Origin of the sequence: Thermaurantimonas sp. (assembly GCF_046299575.1) — a bacterium.
Lineage (GTDB): Bacteria > Bacteroidota > Bacteroidia > Flavobacteriales > Schleiferiaceae > Thermaurantimonas.
This window is the reverse complement of sequence record NZ_JBKBHX010000007.1, coordinates 113,966-131,577: the sequence shown is the minus strand read 5'-3', so window position 1 is coordinate 131,577 and position 17,612 is coordinate 113,966. Positions and strand designations below refer to the sequence as shown.

At 43.9% G+C, this 17,612-nt stretch carries 16 protein-coding genes; 7 read left to right on the top strand and 9 right to left on the bottom strand.

The window, feature by feature from the left end; all coding sequences use genetic code 11:
- Nucleotides 1–380 precede the first annotated feature (380 nt).
- From ACK4EX_RS10030 to ACK4EX_RS10015, 4 genes are all read right to left on the bottom strand, one after another.
- Nucleotides 381–752: a GxxExxY protein gene (locus tag ACK4EX_RS10030; RefSeq protein WP_409772365.1), complete on the bottom strand. Its 372-nt coding sequence runs from the start codon at nucleotides 750–752 to the stop codon at nucleotides 381–383.
- A 250-nt stretch (nucleotides 753–1,002) separates the two neighbouring features.
- Nucleotides 1,003–2,007: an ABC transporter permease gene (locus ACK4EX_RS10025; RefSeq protein WP_409772364.1), complete on the bottom strand. Its 1,005-nt coding sequence runs from the start codon at nucleotides 2,005–2,007 to the stop codon at nucleotides 1,003–1,005.
- On the bottom strand, nucleotides 2,007–4,097 hold the full coding sequence (locus ACK4EX_RS10020) for a carboxy terminal-processing peptidase (RefSeq protein ID WP_409772363.1): 2,091 nt from the start codon (nucleotides 4,095–4,097) through the stop codon (nucleotides 2,007–2,009). Before ACK4EX_RS10020 ends, ACK4EX_RS10025 begins: the two co-directional genes overlap by 1 nt.
- Nucleotides 4,098–4,121: 24 nt before the next feature.
- On the bottom strand, nucleotides 4,122–4,505 hold the full coding sequence (locus ACK4EX_RS10015; protein WP_409772362.1) for a hypothetical protein: 384 nt from the start codon (nucleotides 4,503–4,505) through the stop codon (nucleotides 4,122–4,124).
- A gap of 147 nt (nucleotides 4,506–4,652) precedes the next feature.
- On the opposite strand from ACK4EX_RS10015, the gene ACK4EX_RS10010 reads away from it, so the two are divergent.
- Nucleotides 4,653–5,690 carry a glycosyltransferase family 4 protein gene (locus tag ACK4EX_RS10010; RefSeq protein WP_409772361.1) on the top strand — a complete coding sequence of 346 codons (1,038 nt, stop codon included), beginning with the start codon at nucleotides 4,653–4,655 and terminating at the stop codon, nucleotides 5,688–5,690.
- The gene (locus ACK4EX_RS10005; protein ID WP_409772360.1) at nucleotides 5,674–6,516 is read left to right on the top strand and encodes a glycosyltransferase; all 843 of its coding nucleotides are present in this window, start codon (nucleotides 5,674–5,676) and stop codon (nucleotides 6,514–6,516) included. Before ACK4EX_RS10010 ends, ACK4EX_RS10005 begins: the two co-directional genes overlap by 17 nt.
- Nucleotides 6,517–6,525: 9 nt before the next feature.
- Here ACK4EX_RS10005 and ACK4EX_RS10000 read toward each other — a convergent pair whose 3' ends face one another.
- Nucleotides 6,526–6,981 (bottom strand): ribonuclease H-like YkuK family protein, encoded by a 456-nt coding sequence (locus ACK4EX_RS10000; RefSeq protein ID WP_409772358.1) that lies wholly within the window; start codon nucleotides 6,979–6,981, stop codon nucleotides 6,526–6,528.
- Between the two features lie 106 nt (nucleotides 6,982–7,087).
- A complete protein-coding gene (locus ACK4EX_RS09995; RefSeq protein WP_409772356.1) occupies nucleotides 7,088–8,455 on the bottom strand; it encodes an MBL fold metallo-hydrolase RNA specificity domain-containing protein in 1,368 nt (455 codons plus the stop codon).
- Nucleotides 8,456–8,543: 88 nt separating this feature from the next.
- Here ACK4EX_RS09995 and ACK4EX_RS09990 point away from each other — a divergent pair, with 88 nt between their 5' ends.
- The 5 genes from ACK4EX_RS09990 to recN all read left to right on the top strand — a co-directional run bounded on the left by ACK4EX_RS09990 (nucleotide 8,544) and on the right by recN (nucleotide 15,045).
- Nucleotides 8,544–9,275, top strand: coding sequence for an esterase family protein (locus ACK4EX_RS09990; protein WP_409772355.1), 732 nt, complete (start codon nucleotides 8,544–8,546; stop codon nucleotides 9,273–9,275).
- 16 nt (nucleotides 9,276–9,291) lie between these two features.
- The gene (locus ACK4EX_RS09985) at nucleotides 9,292–9,831 is read left to right on the top strand and encodes a hypothetical protein (protein ID WP_409772353.1); all 540 of its coding nucleotides are present in this window, start codon (nucleotides 9,292–9,294) and stop codon (nucleotides 9,829–9,831) included.
- A 73-nt stretch (nucleotides 9,832–9,904) separates the two neighbouring features.
- Nucleotides 9,905–11,434 (top strand): glutamine-hydrolyzing GMP synthase, encoded by a 1,530-nt coding sequence (guaA, locus tag ACK4EX_RS09980; RefSeq protein ID WP_409772352.1) that lies wholly within the window; start codon nucleotides 9,905–9,907, stop codon nucleotides 11,432–11,434.
- 14 nt (nucleotides 11,435–11,448) lie between these two features.
- On the top strand, nucleotides 11,449–13,383 hold the full coding sequence (locus ACK4EX_RS09975) for a LysM peptidoglycan-binding domain-containing protein (RefSeq protein WP_409772349.1): 1,935 nt from the start codon (nucleotides 11,449–11,451) through the stop codon (nucleotides 13,381–13,383).
- A 6-nt stretch (nucleotides 13,384–13,389) separates the two neighbouring features.
- Entirely contained in the window at nucleotides 13,390–15,045 is a 1,656-nt protein-coding gene (gene recN, locus ACK4EX_RS09970; RefSeq protein ID WP_409772346.1) for a DNA repair protein RecN, read from the top strand.
- On the opposite strand, the gene ACK4EX_RS09965 is transcribed toward recN, so the two are convergent.
- From ACK4EX_RS09965 to ACK4EX_RS09955, 3 genes are all read right to left on the bottom strand, one after another.
- Nucleotides 15,036–15,197: a hypothetical protein gene (locus ACK4EX_RS09965; protein WP_409772343.1), complete on the bottom strand. Its 162-nt coding sequence runs from the start codon at nucleotides 15,195–15,197 to the stop codon at nucleotides 15,036–15,038. The two genes, recN and ACK4EX_RS09965, sit on opposite strands and share 10 nt — an antisense overlap.
- 99 nt (nucleotides 15,198–15,296) lie before the next feature.
- Complete coding sequence (locus tag ACK4EX_RS09960) at nucleotides 15,297–16,778, bottom strand: sodium:solute symporter family transporter (protein WP_409772341.1); 1,482 nt, start codon at nucleotides 16,776–16,778, stop codon at nucleotides 15,297–15,299.
- Nucleotides 16,779–16,966: 188 nt separating this feature from the next.
- Nucleotides 16,967–17,608 carry an NAD(P)H-binding protein gene (locus tag ACK4EX_RS09955; RefSeq protein WP_409772339.1) on the bottom strand — a complete coding sequence of 214 codons (642 nt, stop codon included), beginning with the start codon at nucleotides 17,606–17,608 and terminating at the stop codon, nucleotides 16,967–16,969.
- Nucleotides 17,609–17,612: the final 4 nt, after the last annotated feature.

Sequence of the window (17,612 nt, the reverse complement as noted above, 5' to 3'; positions counted from 1 at the left end):
CTGTGTGCCTCCGTGTACTCTGTGGTGTTTTCTAAACCACTGAGGGCACAGAGATACACAGAGATTTTTATTCATTTCCCCTCTGTGTGCCTCCGTGTACTCTGTGGTATTTTTTTAACCTCTGAGGGCACAGAGATACACAGAGATTTTTATTCATTTCCCCTCTGTGTGCCTCCGTGTACTCTGTGGTATTTTTTTAACCTCTGAGGGCACAGAGATACACAGAGATTTTTATTCATTTCCCCTCTGTGTGCCTCCGTGTACTCTGTGGTGTTTTCTAAACCACTGAGGGCACAGAGATACACAGAGTTTTTTGTTCATTTTTCCTTTTGTTTGACATCGTGTACTATGTGTTTTGATCTTCAAAAAAACTTGAAATATTAAATAATCCATCGCACTATACCGTCTTTCAACATTTTCACATTAAAGTTAATCAGCAATCCAACTTTAATATTTGCTAATTTCATATACGTCATGAGTTGTGCTTTGTGAATGTCTGCAATAACATCAACTGATTTAATTTCTACAATTACTTTACTTTCTACTAATAAATCAATTCTATATCCAGCATCCAGTTTTATTCCTTTATAAACTACAGGCAAAGCAACTTGTTTCTTTACCTCAATTCCCGAGCTTTTTAGTTCATAAAATAGACACTCTTCATATGCGCTCTCTAGCAATCCAGGACCTAAATAATTGTGTACTTCTATTGCACATCCGATGATCTTGTCTGTAATTAGATTTTCAATCATTTATTTAATTTTTTTAAAAAATCAACTTTAAAGTTTTTTTTTAACGACCTACAGAGATTTTTATTCATTTCTCCTCTGTGTGCCTCCGTGTACTCTGTGGTATTTTTTTAACCACTGAGGGCACAGAGATACACAGAGTTTTTATGTATTTGATTGCATCTAATCACCAAATTTTCAACAAAATGATATATAATCACATCACACAATAATTTTAATATTGGCTATTTTTTGTAAAAAAAAAAAAAAAAACTTATTCACCTTTTACATCGTAATAATCCCTTAAACAATTTGCAAGGGAAATGAGTGATAGAATAAGGCCAATGATACAGAGGGCGGGAAAGAGAACTGTCCAAGGCTTGCCCATTAGGAGATAAGCGTAATGATCGCGAATAATGTTACCCCACGATGGCGTAGGTGGCTGTACGCCAAGACCCAAAAAGCTGATTCCGCTTTCGAGCAATACAGCAGTAGAGAAATTGGATGCGGCTAAAATGAGAATCGGCCCTAAAATGTTTGGAAAAATATGTACTGATAGAATGCGCCAGGTAGAAAGCCCACCGATTTGAGCTGCGAGAATGTACTCCTTATGTCGAATTGACATCACCCTACCGCGTACGGTGCGTGCTACATCTACCCACATAGTGAGTCCAACAGCCACAAAAACCTGCGCCAGCGATTTGCCAAACACTAAAGTAAACGACATAACAAGCAACACCGAAGGCACACTCCACACTACTGTAGCCAGCCACATAATGCATTTGTCAACTGCACCTCCCATGTAACCAGCTACTGCACCGAGAGGTATGCCCACCGATAAACTAACAATCATGGCTAAAAAGCCGATGGAAAGCGATACACGAGAGCCATACGCTATACGAGCCCACATGTCGCGACCGAAGCGATCAGTGCCGAGGTAAAATGTCTTCTGCTCGAGTATGTATCTATCGTCTTCCTTATGAGCAACATATGCTGATTTATTTCGGTAGTAAATAATTAGCGAATCATTTGAAATTTTAACTATGCTGTCGGCTGGATAGTATTGAGTTGCCTGTGCAGCATTAGCCGATTTGTTCAATTTAACATATTGCACCCGAACAAATGGAGGTTTAAGTGCATACTCCAGTTGTATGTGATCATATGCACCCGGGCCCTCAGTTGGCAGTAAAAATGAGAGCAAGGCGATGAAGACAAATACTCCAATGAAAAAGGCAGGAAGACTCTTTAGAGGATTGTGCCTGTTCCTGCGGTGTATCATTATTTTAGGTCGTATAATACGCGAATAGCCTCTTGCAACTGTACATCCCGGCTCAAATCGCCTACCCACTTTTTCCACTCCCTCTGGTCATCACCCTTCTGAGTAAGCTCTGCTACTGTTGAGGTTGGGATCACAAACGGAATGCTGTCGGTGCTCACATACACATCTTTGTATCGCTTCGATTCTTCCTTCAAACGTCTTTGTGTAGTGATGTATTCTTCCCACTTAAGAGATACGGATGACTTCTCCTTGTTGTTGGCTAGCCAACGGGCATAACTATCCATGAGCTGAAATTTTGGATTTTCAGCAATGCGTTTTTTAGCTTTTTCGATGGCCGAGGAGAAGGTAGAATTCTGTGTCCATCGAGTGTAGGTAGCCGGAGCAATCTCAGAATAGGCAATGGCATTTTTCAACTCGCGCTCACCAAAATCGATATAACTGTATTGATCAGGGATTACAATATCTGGTGTAACCCCTTTGAGCTGTGGAGTACCGCCGTTGATGCGGTAGTATTTCTGAATAGTGATTTTCAAAGAGCCCAGAGGCTTCAAATCGCGATTTCCAAAGCTCACGGCACGGTCATAGTCAATCATGTTTTGTACGGTTCCCTTTCCGAAAGTGTGACTGGGGCCGATGATTAGCGCCCGGCCATAGTCTTGCATGGCAGCTGCAAATATTTCGCTAGCGCTGGCAGAAAAGTGATTGACCATTACTACCAACGGTCCGTCATATACCAGTGACGGATCGCGGTCAGAAAGTACACGGGCTGGTTGTCCAGTAGCTTTTACCTGAACTACAGGGCCAGATGGTATAAATAGACCTGCAATATCTACTGCACCTTCTAATGTTCCACCGCCATTGCTTCGCAAGTCAATTATGATACCGGCTATACCTTCTTTTTTAAGGCGCTCTACTTCCATACGCATGTCTTGTGCACAGTTCCGATTGGTCTCTTTATAAAAATCCACATAAAACTTCGGCAAGCGAATGTAGCCAAGTTTCACCCCATTGTATTCAGCAACAGCAGAACGCGCAAAGGTTGCCTCCATTTCTACCACATCGCGCACGATAGTGATGTCACGACGGCTACCATCAGCTTTTCTCACGGTAAGGGTCACCTTTGTCCCCTTTTTACCGCGTATCAACTTTACAACTTTTTGAATACTCATGCCCACCACGTCGGTAGCTTCACCGTTTTCTTGAGTCACGCGCAGAATTTTATCGCCCTCTTCGAGCTCGCCTTGACGCCAGCTTGCGCTGCCAGGCACGATTCGCTCGATGGTGACAAAGCCATCGCGATTTACCAGCTGTGCGCCTATGCCTTCGAATTGGCCTGTCATCTCGATTTCGAAATCCTCTTGCCGCTGGGGTGGATAATATTCTGTGTGCGGATCAAAATTTTGAGAATATGCATTTATGAAAAGGCCAAACCAATCGTTGCGATCCATATCGCGCAACATATCAAACCACTCCTTCAGCTGTTCGCGTTCCTTCTTTCGAGCCTCTTGTTCGGCCTGCCCTGTGATTTCGGGAATATTCTGTTGATCGGCTGTACTTGTGTCTATCGATTCATAAAGCCTTACTAAAACCCTGTATTTCAAATATTTTCTCCAATTCTCCTGAAGATCTTTGGCGTTTTTTGCGAATGTCTGGCGATCGTCATCCGTTTCATAAAATTCCTTTTTAGAAAATTTTATAGGTTCGTTTAAAAGGGAATTTGCGGTCTCCTCTGCCTCTTTGATGCGCTGCAAAATGCGCTGATACATCTTCTCAAATAAGCTAACGTCACCGTCTTGCAGCATTTTAAGCATATTGCTCTTTTGTTTTGAGAATTCATCGATATCTGACTTCAAAAAGAATTTTTTTGAAACATCAAAATTTTCGACGGCTTTCAGGAAGATGCGCTGCGACAATTCTGTATTGGCCACAGGAGGTTGAAGATGTTGAGTAAATAGTGCTGAATATGTTATTTGCATAATGAGTTTTTCGCGCTGCTGTACCTTGTTACTGGTACTGCCGGGCATACAGCTAATCAAAATGAAAGAGGTGACCACTAGCGAGGCCAATGAACGTAAAGGCTTTTTATTCATCGTGTGAATTCAGAAAGTTATAGATTAAATTTTTCGCTTGTTAAAAAAACGGATAAAGCTCAGTTTTGTTAACGTTTCGTCGGATGATTTCAATTCAATCACATAGTGCCAAATAATCGAAATGATGCCAGCAATGAAAAAAATTACAGCTGGTAGTTTGTATGCAAAATGGAAAAACTCTCCAGCCATCCAGGTTGAGTTTGCTGATATCCAGAATAGTACTGCTAAATTTTGATAAAAAAGCAACTTATTAAACGCAGTTTTAATGCATATGTGCAGTGCAACAGCTACCGCCGGTAAAATCATTGCCACACCGAGCGGTTTATACACCAGTAGCCATGCAATGTCCTTAGCTAGCCACACAGGAATATGAAGGGTGTCAAGGGCTTTAAGCTTTCTCTCGTCCAACGTTTATGAGTTTTTCTCTTCGCAAATGTAAAAGTTTCGCTGTTTGAAGAATGCGACCAATGAGTAGAGTTTGCGATTATTTGTAAAAAGCGTTTAAGAGTCTATTAAATAGTTTTGTTGCTCGTTGAAAAAAGAAAATCTGACCTCTTGAAAGTACTTCACATAGTGCCCTCGCCTGCGATAACAGGGCCGGTAACTGTAGCACACGATCTGGTTCTGACACTTCAAAAAAAGATCACAATATCGATCGCGTATTTTGATGAAAAAGCAGGCTATCGCTGGGATAACGGACAGAAATTGTTTTTTTTAAAAGCCTTTGAGCTGTTTGGAATTCAGGAATACGACATCTTTCACAGTCATACACTTCGGCCTGATATATTTACATTCATCCACAAGCTCCTCAAGCCAAAAACCACAACCGTTTGCACGTTGCACAACTATTTTTATGAAGAATATCGCCTGGAATATCCAAAAATACCAGCGCTTATTGGCATCTTAGCGCATCACTGGAGCTTGAGGAACAAAAGTGCACTGGTAGCAATTACCCCGCATATGCAGAGATTTTACCAGCAAAAGGGCTTTAAAAACATCCATTACATTCCAAATACTCGAATTTTAAAACCGCCGGCTGAAGACAATCATAAAATTGCTGAAAACATTAAAAAATGGGCTGATGGCAACACTTTGCTCATGACCCTCGGAACGGCTAATGAGCGTAAAAATCTGCAGGCGGTACTTCCAGTATTGAAAAAAAATCCAGATTGGCGATGGGTACATGTTGGCGATGGTCCCTTACTGCCGGAATTAAAAACAGAAGTTGAACATTTAAGGTTACACAATCGAGTATATTTTGCTGGATATGTGTCTGATGGCAATCAGTTGCTCAGTGTAGCCGATGTTTTGTTGTTGCCTTCTTTGAGTGAGGGATTTCCGCTAGTTGTGCTTGAGGCCTTTCAGCGCCGGGTACCAGTGGTACTAAATGATATTCCGACGTTTGAAGGTCTTTTTTCTGATGAAGTTGTAAAATGTAATGTGAAAGAAGAACTACAATTTTCTCGAGCAATTCATTTTGCCCTCGAACATCGGGATTCATTATGCATGAATGCCACAGCGCGTTTTGATGCTGAATTTTCCCCACAGGCAGTAGCAACCGCATATTTGCGCCTGTATGAATCCCTCCTCTGAGAAAAGGCTACCGCTTAGTGTACTATTACCTATTTATCAAGGCGATAAAGCGCATTGGCTTCGTGAATCGCTGAAAAGCGTGGAAGCACAAACGGCAAAAGCCTCAGAAATCATCATTGTACAAGATGGTCCAATCCCGAGCGAATTAGAAGAAGAGCTACAGAAATGGCAAAAGCACCTGCCTGAATTAAAGGTCGTAAAACTTCCTGAAAACAAAGGCATACCGGTGGCTCTCAACGCTGGTGTACAGGCCGCTTCCCAACCATGGATAGCCCGCATGGATGCTGATGACATTGCAGAGCTGTACAGGTTTGAAATGCAATGGCAGTACTTACAAGCGCATCCAGAGGTGGCCATCATAGGCTCGTGGATCGATGAGTACGATGAAGACATGAAGCAGAAACTTGCTTCCCGAGAACTCCCTACTTCGCACAAAGACATCTATCGATTCGCCCACTGGCGCTGCCCTTTTAATCATCAAACAGTGATGTATAGACGAGATGCTGTACTGTCTGTAGATGGATATCCATTGGAAAAAGTGATGGGCGAAGACTACGTGCTGTGGGCGCGACTGCTACATGCCGGCTTTAAGGCTGCCAATATTCCGAAGCCTCTTGTTCGAGTACGCGCCGGTACCTCACTCATTCACCGGCGAAGAGGGTGGGTATATTTAAAACTCGAATACAAATCGATGTACATGATCTATCAAATGGGCTTTTATAAGTGGTATCACTATGCAATTCAACTCTTAATTCGGACAACAGTGCGTCTTATGCCTGTTGGAATCGTGGCAGGTATCTACAAATTTTTAAGAAAAAGCAACTAAAAGAACTTCTTACTGACAATGCCTATTGGCACCACAGCTGGCTGCCCACGCAAAAGGCTTTCCTGCTGCTTCGTAGCCAAAACTCTTTATGAAACCCATTGAGGCATCGTACAACTGATAAGATCGATACCCTGGCTTTGAGTTAATGTCTACATGAATTTCGATACGCGCTAAGTCTTTGATGCATTCGGCTATCTCAACGGCTTTTGTTACTTCATTCCAAAGCCTTGAAAACGAATCGGCCGGTTTGGGCAACATGGTATGAGCAAAAAGTTCTGAAACTCCCTTACCTACATCCCACAGACAAATGACGATGGCGTATTTCACATACTCGCCCTTGACCTTCGAATCGGCGCCAATAAAAATCCTTCCTTTCGGATGGTCAGCTAACCATCGCTCAACAAAAGCACGCACGTCGGTCACTTTGCGGCCAGCATTGTCTTTAAACACCATTTTTGACGTCATAGCTGTACTTTTTTGCTTACAACGATAAAGGTTCCTACAAATAACGAAGTTATTTTTCTGTTAATCTTTATTTAATTCTCAACAGTGTTTTAAACAACTCCCAAAATCAAAAAAGTTCAAACGAATCGCCGATTTTTGGAATTAAAACCTCAGAATTTCTATACGTATCCTTCAATTTCAGCCGGAGTGCATCAGCCGAATGAGCCTCGCCATGCACCAAAAATATTTTCTTGGGAAACGCTTTAAAATTTTCGAGCCAGCGCAATATATCGCCCCGATCGGCGTGCGACGAAAGTCCGTCGATGTGATCGGTACGCATTCGAATTTTTAGATATCGGCCATAGATTTTAATCTCATCCAATCCATTCAATATCGCGCGACCGCGTGTACCCTCGGCTTGATATCCGGCAAGCAGGAGAATAGACTTGGGATTTTCTAAGTGTTCAAACAAATAATTCAAAGCGCGACCACCAGCCAACATTCCGCCTCCAGCTATCACAACACGAGGCTGTGAGCTGTGTACGATTTTATTGCTCTCTTCTAAAGATTCTACAAAATCATAACTATCGAGGGCTCGATAGAGCTCCATACCGTCAATTTTTAGTAGTTCAGAAAAACGCATAAAAACGTCTGATACAGCACTTGCCATTGGAGAGTCAAGGTAGAGGGCAACAGGCGGTATTTGACCTCTGTGTTTAAGTTTACTTACTAAATACATTAATACTTGAGCGCGCTCCACGGCAAAGCCGGGTATCAGCAATAAACTCTTGTTTTCCCATGCATATAAGATGTGCTTTATCAATCGTTTTTCAATCTCCTCGTAATGGGTATTATGCAGGGTGTGTCCGTAGGTTGATTCGCACAACAATACATCAGCTTCGTGTACTGGCTGTGGAGGCGGCAGTAGTAGATCGTTGTAGCGGCCTAAGTCGCCGGTGAATACGATTTTTTTACCCTCTATATCTAATGAAATGACCGAAGCTCCCAAAATATGACCTGCCGGAATAAGTTGGAAGAAAATGGATTTTGTAAGCTCAATTGTTTCATTGTAGGCTACCGGGCGCACCAATAGAAGTACAGCATCTACATCTTCAATTGTATATAGCGGCTTTGGATCAGAATGTCGAGAATACCCTTCTCTGCGAGCACGCTCAGCTTCTTCCATCTGTATGCGGGCACTGTCTTGTAAGATTATTTTCATAATTTCAGCCGTGGCCTCCGTGCAGAAAATGTATCCACGAAAGCCATTTTTTACCAGTACAGGCAAATAACCGACATGATCTAAATGTCCATGCGAAATGATAACGACATCGATGGACGATGGCGAAACGGGAAAGGGAGCGCGATTGAGCAAGCGAAGCTCTTTAAGACCTTGAAAAAGACCACAATCCAGAAGGATTTTTTTAGTACCCACCTCGAGCAAATGCTTCGAACCAGTCACAGTGCTTGTACCGCCGAAAAACGAAATCTTCATTGATATTTTATGAATTTTGAAAAATTTTGTAACAATTGTTTTACTTCTTCAAAGAAAATAAATTTCTTTGTGGCAAACTCATAGTAAAATGCATCGCGAAATACACGCATGGCACAGCCCAGCTCTTAATCGAAAAATGGAAATCGCTGTATACGGTCATTTTGGATTTGCGCTGCTCATGGTGCCTACCGCTGCAGCCGATTATCTGGAATACGAACGTTTTTTCTTGATCGACGCCATACAGCCCTTAATCGATGCAGGAAAGGTGAAAGTCTTCAGCATCAATTCGATAAACAACGAAAGCTGGCTGAATTCGCGCATGCACCCACGCGACAAATCCTTGCGCCACGCACAATTTAACGACTATGTGTACAACGAGGTTGTTTCTTTTATAAAGAGTAAAACCAGCCCAACGACGCCCATCTATATAGCTGGGGCATCTTTTGGAGCTCTGCATGCAGCTAACTTGTTTTTTAAAAATCCCTGGGCTTTAAATGGATGCATTGCCATGAGTGGGGTGTATGACTTGAGTGTTTATACCAAAGGCTATTGGGACGACAACGTGTACTTCAATTCGCCCATACATTACCTTCAAAACTTAAACGACCACAACACATTGGAGCAGATCCGGCGAAGTGGTCACATACACATTCTTACCGGCTCAGGAGCTTATGAAGATCCAAATGCCTCTCGTGCTCTTTCGGGTATTCTCCACCACAAAGGCCTTCCGCACGATCTTGACGTTTGGGGCTGGGACATTGAACACGACTGGCCCACCTGGCGCAAGATGCTACCTTATGTATTATCTACTAAATTTTAAAATTAAATTCTACATTTTGAATAAGTTAATTTCTTACGTGGCGTTTTTAAGTGCTGTTTTCCTATCAATAAATCCAATCTGTGCACAATACGAATCGGGTGGATTTGGCGGATTTTATATTCAATTAATGAATTTTGGCAGTGCTGGTTTTGGCGTTGCTAATGGTGGATTAGGAGGCGCAATTTTCAGAGAAAGCGGTTTTATTGGTGGCTTTGGCTTTGGAGGTACCTCAACCAAACAAAACAAGACGGTGAATCTCGGATACGGTGGAATATTTGGTGGCGCAAGAGTAGAAATTAGCAACAATCATAAATTGGCCTTCGGTTCTCGACTTGGTCTAGGTGCTCTTTCGAATGTTGCAATCGATGAGAACGGAGACAAAACGATAATCTCAAATCGTTTCGTTAGATTAGAGCCTAATGTTATTTACGATTATCAGATTATTGATAATTTTCACTTTCAAATTCAGGTTGGATATTCTTTTAATTTAATCGGAAATTTAAAGAGATTCGATACTACATATATGTCTTTAGGATTTATGATGGGAATGTTTTGAAAAAAAGGTGTAAAATTTTTAGAAGCAACCATTACAATCTGCACATTGTAGCAGAGGCTGCTACCTTTGCCCTATGAAAGACACCATTTTAATCCTCGATTTTGGTTCTCAATATACACAACTGATTGCTCGGAAAATCCGTGAGCTCAACGTCTATTGCGAAATTCATCCTTACTATCACGTACCCCAACACATATCGCACATCAAAGGGCTAATTCTTTCGGGCAGTCCATTTTCGGTAAATGACCACAACGCTCCAAAACCTGATTTATCGACATTTCTCGGCAAAATACCTGTGCTGGGCATTTGTTATGGTGCACAATTGCTCACACACATGCATGGCGGAAAAGTTGGAGCCAGCGGCCTGCGTGAATACGGTCGTGCAAAACTTCACTTGCTTAAGCCAAACAATCCGCTGCTTAAGAAAATTCCCGAAAAATCGCAAGTGTGGATGAGTCATGGCGATACCATAGACGATTTGCCTGAAGGATTTGAATGCATCGCCTCAACCGAAGACATTCGCAATGCTGCATTTGAAATTCCAACTTTGAAAGCCTGGGGAATTCAGTTTCACCCGGAAGTGTATCACAGTGAATACGGCAAAGACCTTTTGAAAAACTTTGTTGTAAACATCTGCGGATGTGACCAGAGTTGGACGCCTGAATCTTTTATACAATCCAGTATAGAAAGCCTTCGTCGCAAGATCGGCGTAGAAAAGGTTGTTTTAGGCCTCTCGGGCGGTGTTGACAGTACTGTAACAGCCGTATTGCTTTCTGAAGCCATTGGCGACCAGCTGCATTGCATCTTTGTAAACAACGGCTTGCTGCGTAAAAACGAATTTCAGCATGTGCTTCATCAGTACCGCGACATGGGGCTAAACGTTAAAGGGGTCGATGCTTCTGAGCGTTTTCTAGACGCTCTGCGCGGTGTGACCGACCCTGAGCAAAAGCGCAAAATCATTGGCAGACTGTTTATTGAAGTATTTGATGAAGAGGCTCTTAAAATTGAAGATGTCTCTTTCTTAGCTCAAGGCACTATTTATCCGGATGTAATCGAGAGCGCTTCTGTAGCAGGTCCATCTGCCACCATTAAGTCACACCATAATGTAGGCGGCTTGCCTGAGGTTATGAAACTAAAAATAGTAGAACCCCTCCGTATGCTTTTTAAAGATGAAGTGCGGAGGGTAGGTGCCGCCCTTGGCATACCTGACGAGCTTTTGGGTCGTCATCCTTTTCCCGGTCCTGGATTAGCCATTCGTATTCTCGGCGATATAACTCCTGAAAAAGTAGCGCTCATACAAGAAGCAGACTACATTTTTATAAAAGGCCTTAAAGAAGAAGGGCTATACGAACAGGTATGGCAGGCTGGAGCCATTTTACTCGACAGCCGTTCGGTCGGTGTAATGGGCGACGAACGCACCTATGAATATGTAGTAGCACTTCGCGCCGTCCACTCTACCGACGGGATGACCGCTGATTGGGTACATTTGCCATACGATTTTTTGGCACGAATTTCTAATCAAATCATCAACCGCGTTCCGGGGGTAAATCGAGTAGTATACGACATCAGCTCAAAACCACCTGCAACTATTGAATGGGAATAATCGATCATATTGCGATGGCTTGGATATTTAAAAAGCTTAAGATTTTTGTTTTCTTGTTATCAATAATATCTTTTCAAGCGTTCGCTCAAGAATCTTTCAAATTTCACCGCGTTCAGCAGGGCGAAACAGTCTTTTCCATATCGCGCCAATACAACATTTCTGTTGAAGATTTTTACAAATTCAACCCCGAAACACGTCAGGGGATAAAAGCCGGTGATGTGGTGATGGTGCCTGCTTCTGCCTCACCTAAAGAAGAAACTATTGACACAAACCGATTTCATGTATTTACAATACAGGAAGGACAAACGCTATACAGCCTCAGCCGTCAGTTCAATGTTCCCATTGATTTAATTGAAGCCAACAATCCTGACATCAAAGACAAGGTTATTCGCCCAGGCATGAGGTTGCTCATACCCAAGAATCCTAAGCTCGCACCCGTTCAATCACCCGAATTGGTCGCCGAAGAATCGGCACCTCTCGGCTTTCACCGCGTGAAGCCAGGCGAATCGCTCTTCTCCATTGCGCGTATCTATCAAATAAGCGTCGCTGACTTGCTAGCTTTCAACCAAATAAGTGATAGCCTAATCAAACCTGGTCAATTGCTACGCGTAACGCCACCTTCTGAAAATGGCCAATCTGCATCTACAGCCTCTCCTTCTAAAAATGGCTCGAGGACCGACTCTGTGCGCTTCACCATGCATCGCGTAGAAGAGGGAGAAACACTTTCTGCACTAGCACGCAAATATGGAATTAAAATAGACGACATAGAGCGATACAATCCTGAACTTCGACAAATGCCTCTCAAAGTAGGTATGCTCTTGCTCATACCAATAAAAATTCCCGGAAATGGAAGTCCGTCTATTGTAGAAATAAAAGATTCCATCGTTCCCGAGGTAGCAGACGCCAGCTCTGTAGAATACGTCAACTACTTTGGGTTGCTAGGAAAGCGACGTCTGCGCATTTCGCTCATTCTGCCTGTCAATATCGAATCAGAAGTACGTGACCTACGCCCCTCTGACATTGTGGCAATGGACTATTACCTCGGGGTGCGTACAGCACTCGAAAACCTCACTGCACAGGGATATCAATTTACCCTTTCAGTAATCGAATTACCTGAAAGCACTACGGATTTAAAGGGTCTTTTCAGCCGGGTGCGCGAAAGCGACATCGTGATCGGCCCCTTTGTGCCACAACAGGCAAAATCTTTTCTTGAAAATTTCCCTGATGCGGGCAAAGTACCTGTCATTTTGCCCTTTGGCACCCTTAACAGCTCAGCCGAAGGCTCCATCTGGATGCAAGAAAGCGAAGAACTTGAAATGCGTTCCCTAGCCATAGCCATTCAATCGCATTACAGCAACCAACCTGTGTATCTAGTTTATTCCGAAAAAGAGGCTAAGGCAAATCAGCTAAACGACCTATTGCGCAAATATTTGACAAACAAAACTATACGTGAAATTAGACTCGCCTCTGGCCTGCAAGGTCTTAATGCAGTGACTGATGTAGTTGAAGCCAAAGTGGTAGTATTCTTTGCAGAAGACAACTACCTCTCCTCTCAATTTATCGACCGCATGCGTCGTAACAAGGCAAACACTTTGATTATCAGCCGCAGAGTACTCGACAACCCTCTACTCGAACCGCGTTACCTCAATCAAATAAATTTTCTTATTGCCTCGCCTCGTTTCGTGAATTACAACCATCCACTAGTACAAACGGCTGCTGAAACCATAGCTCTGCAGCACAAGCTCGAAGCCAGCGAAATTACGCTTTACGCTTACCAAACCACCTATGATTTAGTGAAATCACTTACTGATTCACGTTATAAACCTGAATTTATCCAAATTAAATCAACTCGTCGCAAAGGCGTTTTCCAAAATGACGCGGTTCAAATTCTAACAGCACGTAATTATAAGTTAGTACCCATCAACAGTACAAACGCACAAAATCAGTAAGACGGCATGATTAGGCATCTGAAAATCCAAAATCTGGCCCTTATCGACCGATTGTCCATCGATTTTCAGAGCGGATTAACCATCCTAACCGGTGAGACAGGCGCTGGAAAATCTGTCATTCTCTCAGCCTTTTCGCTCCTATCTGGTAGTAGAGCCTCGGCTGAAATCGCCGGTAATCCAGATCAGAAGTGCATTGTAGAGGCCGTCTTCGACATTGAACCCTACGGACTCGAATCCTTTTTTATCGAAAACGACCTTGACTATGACCACCACCTCATCATTCGTCGTGAACTGTTGCCTGGTGGTAAGTCGCGCGCTTTTGTACAAGATTCACCTGTTAACCTTCAAACGTTAAAAGAACTTTCGGGGTTTCTGATCGACGTCCACTCACAGCACGACACCCTCCTGCTTACGCAGCAGTCATATCTACTGAGGTTGCTCGACCGATTTGCCAACAACGATGCGCAGATAAACATCTATCAATCAGCCTACCAGCGCTACAAAAAACTTCTGGCCGATAAGGAAGAACTTCTGCGCACCGAAGGCACCGACCGCGACCTCGACTATAAAAAATTCCTCCTCCAAGAATTGGAATCTGCCAAGATCAAACCCGGCGAACTCCATAAGCTAGAACAAGAAATCCAACTAGCCGAAAATGCTGAAGACACTCTCACCCGACTTCAGCAGATCAGCTCCCTTATTTACGAAGATGAAGTCGGAATTCTGTCGCAATTTCGCCGAGTAGAAGCCGACCTTCGCCACCTGGCCCGCCTAAGCCCCACGTTCGAAAATCTTTATCAGCGTTGGGAAGCCCTCGTGCCCGAAATTAAAGACATAGCCACCACTCTCGACGACCAGGCTGCTACAGCAGAACTCGATCCTGCCTACCTCGAGCAATTGCGCCAGCGATTCGACCTGCTCATGCACCTCTGCAACAAGCACCGTACTCACGACAGCGACCAACTACTCGAACTGAAAAAGCAACTCGAAGCAGAAATCCATGCCTTCGAAAGCCGCCAGTCATACCGCCAGGAGCTCGACGCCCTTATCGCTCAGGCAGAAGGGCAGCTACTCCAAGCAGCTCGATCACTCACACAGTCTCGAAAATCGATTATACCCAGCCTCGAGCGCGAAATCAGCGAATTGCTTAAACAACTCAACTTCGCTAGCGCTCAGTTTTCTATTCAGCTTTCGTCAACGACTTACTCTACTACAGGTGCTGATGCGGTAGATATGCTCTTCAGCCCCAATCCCGGCATGTCTTTGGCTCCCGTGCGCCAAATTGCCTCCGGCGGTGAGCTCTCAAGACTTATGCTGGCAATTAAATCTGTACTCGCCCGAAAGAAATCGTTGCCTACCATCCTCTTCGATGAGATCGACACAGGAGTATCCGGCGCATCCGCTGAAAAGATTGCCCAACTACTTCGTGCCCTCGGTAGCGATATTCAAGTGATTGCCATCACCCACCTACCTCAAATAGCCGCTGCTGCGCATCATCACTACCTCGTTTACAAAGGCGATGTAAATGGCCGCTTTCAAACTAACCTCAAAAAGCTCAACGGCGATGAACACCTGCGCGAAGTTGCCCGTCTTCTCAGCGGCAGCACTATTACCGACTCCGCTTTGCTCAATGCCCGCTCCATCATTGAGTCTTACAACTGATTATCAAAAGCTGCATTTTTTGACTTTTTATTTGAACGAACTCCTTCCTGCTTATCATTAGGGGCATTTAATCGGCCTTCGTCAGGCTCGCAAATCCTTTGGTGAAGAACTACGGCTTCGATGCCGGCTACACCAGCACAATCTACGCTCATCAGTTGCAGATAAATTTTAAGAAATTTCGTCTACAAACCACAGGCACAAAAAAAATTTTAAATAGAAAAGACATGGAAATTTAAAAATCTCACTCTCCCTTAGTCTTTGGATATGGTCTTTCTTTTCATTGCTTTGTATACCCCCAAGCCCACCAATAAAGCACTTATAATGGCTAGTGCTGCGGGGATTGCAGGATTGCGCACTGTGCCTTGCATGTATGGCGTCAGGCGAAGGTAGTACACACTAAAATGCACAACAATGGCTGTAAGGGCTGCAGCAAGGGCGGCAGTCGGTACCTTCTGCTTGCCAAAGATGCCCATAAGCACCGGAAAGAAGGCTGCTGCAAAAAAGGCATACACGCCGTTTTGTGCAAGCATGGCCACCGACAGATTGGGATGCTCGATCTGCTGCCTGGAGATGAAAAACGTCACCACCGCCAGCAGAAGGATTACCACTCGATTTACCCGTACCACCTGATGTTGGTCGGCCTTGCGCAAGAGAAGAGGTTGCAATAAATCGACTGTGATGGTGGTGGAGAGTGACTGAATGAGCGACTCAATCGTAGAAATACCTGCTGCCAACAGACCAAACACCACCAGCACTGCCACAATAGGCTGAAAGTGATGCGTCACAAAAGTGCTCATCAGCGAATCCGGCTTTATGGGCTGGCCATTAAGAGTAAGATCAGGGAATTCTATTCGGGCGTACAATCCGGCAATCACCACGAGGAAAAAAAGTGTCTGCACCACCACCCCACTGATCAAATAGGACTTCACATGTGCCTCACTTTTTAGCAACAAAGATTTAGTGATGATGTGTGGCTGACATATGATTGCAACGCCTACAATTATTTGTGCCACCACAATCTCAAAATAATCGCGAAACAGTGGACTATCTGGGTTCGTGGGCTGAACAAGCCGAGGATCTATGCTCCTTAACCTAGCAAAAAAGCCCGATAAACCTTCTGAAAAATAGCTCCATCCGCTCCCTAGAAGCGTGATGGCCACTATCAGCATTAGTACTGCCTGTATGGCATTGGAATACACCATTGTATTAGCCCCGCCAAAGGCCATGTACCCAAACACAAAGAATGTGATGCCTATTAAAACAAATCGATAATCCACCTTCAATGCCGATGTGAGCACCTGGGTAAGTCCTACAGTTATGAGCACTAAAAAAGTGATTAGCAAAAGCGAAATCACGGCAAAGAAGGTCGAAATTGCCCTGCTTTGATACATATGACCCATCCACTGTGCTAGTGTAAGAGCCCTGGTTGAGCTACCCGCCTGTCGAAACTTTCTGGTCAGAATGACGAGCGATACCAGCGCTGCTAGCGGCAGAGAAATCGCATAACTTATCACCCCACTGATGCCGTAATAACCGATTAATCCCGGATTAATGATAAAAGTAGCCGCGCTTGTCATTCCCGCGGCCAAACTCAACCCAACAAACACCGGAGAAAATATCATCGACCCCAGGGCATAATCGCGAATACTGCCCGTACTCTGGCGCGATATCACCGTGAAGTATAATACAACGCCAGCCCAAAGGACCAAGAGAATAGAAGTTGCGATTACCATGTAATAAAAGTTTGAAGTGCAACCCGTTAAATCAACAGCTAATGTAGAGGCTTTAAAAAGCTTTTTAAAAGCCCTTTAAAAATTAATGGGCTGCAATAATTAAAAACTGAGTTCCTTAATTATTATTAAAATGCTAATTTTCAGAAAGTCACAATCAAATATTTACACACCGACCTGAAGCGCGAGGGTCAATATTTTAAAATTTCAGCCTTTTCGATGAAATATCGCCCCTCTTCTGTTAGTCTAGCACGGTCAATCATAGCGCGTGCGATTTGCTCGGCTCGCACCGCTCTATATTTATTAGGGATCAAGCCACCCAGCCAGCCATCGATTTTAATGGCCCACTCTTCAGCAGGTCGGCGCTCAGGTCGCTGACCTATGATGGTAGATGGTCTAAAGAAATCAACCCTCGGAAGTGCAGTGGCAGCTACATCGCGCTCCATCTCGCCCTTTAGCTTAGAGTAGAAAATCCAGCTTTTTGGATTGGAACCAATAGCCGATACCACCAGCATGTGATACACATCGGTAATTGCAGCCAGCTGGGCTGTACGCACGGGAATTCCGTAATCAATGGCGCGATAGGTATCTCGATCAGGCGTTTTCTTGCGCGTAGTGCCGATGCACATAAAGATGTGTGTAATGTCCTCTAAATGATTAGAAATAAACTGGTCAAAAAACAAATCTCCCACATGCCATTGAAGTTTTGGATGGGAAATAGATGCTTTTTGACGAGCCAACACGCGCACGAGTTTCCAATCATCAGCTTTCAGTAAAGCTTTAACCACCTCAGAGCCCACAGCTCCAGTTGCGCCTATCACCAATGCACGCATACGT

What these genes read in the sequence shown, in the direction of transcription:
- ACK4EX_RS10030 (WP_409772365.1), bottom strand. Translation starts at nt 752, where the DNA reads ATGATTGAAAATCTAATTACAGACAAGATCATCGGATGTGCAATAGAA.
- ACK4EX_RS10025 (WP_409772364.1), bottom strand. Translation starts at nt 2,007, where the DNA reads ATGATACACCGCAGGAACAGGCACAATCCTCTAAAGAGTCTTCCTGCC.
- ACK4EX_RS10020 (WP_409772363.1), bottom strand. Translation starts at nt 4,097, where the DNA reads ATGAATAAAAAGCCTTTACGTTCATTGGCCTCGCTAGTGGTCACCTCT.
- ACK4EX_RS10005 (WP_409772360.1), top strand. Translation starts at nt 5,674, where the DNA reads ATGAATCCCTCCTCTGAGAAAAGGCTACCGCTTAGTGTACTATTACCT.
- ACK4EX_RS10000 (WP_409772358.1), bottom strand. Translation starts at nt 6,981, where the DNA reads ATGACGTCAAAAATGGTGTTTAAAGACAATGCTGGCCGCAAAGTGACC.
- ACK4EX_RS09995 (WP_409772356.1), bottom strand. Translation starts at nt 8,455, where the DNA reads ATGAAGATTTCGTTTTTCGGCGGTACAAGCACTGTGACTGGTTCGAAG.
- ACK4EX_RS09990 (WP_409772355.1), top strand. Translation starts at nt 8,544, where the DNA reads ATGCATCGCGAAATACACGCATGGCACAGCCCAGCTCTTAATCGAAAA.
- guaA (WP_409772352.1), top strand. Translation starts at nt 9,905, where the DNA reads ATGAAAGACACCATTTTAATCCTCGATTTTGGTTCTCAATATACACAA.
- ACK4EX_RS09975 (WP_409772349.1), top strand. Translation starts at nt 11,449, where the DNA reads ATGGCTTGGATATTTAAAAAGCTTAAGATTTTTGTTTTCTTGTTATCA.
- recN (WP_409772346.1), top strand. Translation starts at nt 13,390, where the DNA reads ATGATTAGGCATCTGAAAATCCAAAATCTGGCCCTTATCGACCGATTG.
- ACK4EX_RS09965 (WP_409772343.1), bottom strand. Translation starts at nt 15,197, where the DNA reads ATGAGCGTAGATTGTGCTGGTGTAGCCGGCATCGAAGCCGTAGTTCTT.
- ACK4EX_RS09960 (WP_409772341.1), bottom strand. Translation starts at nt 16,778, where the DNA reads ATGGTAATCGCAACTTCTATTCTCTTGGTCCTTTGGGCTGGCGTTGTA.
- ACK4EX_RS09955 (WP_409772339.1), bottom strand. Translation starts at nt 17,608, where the DNA reads ATGCGTGCATTGGTGATAGGCGCAACTGGAGCTGTGGGCTCTGAGGTG.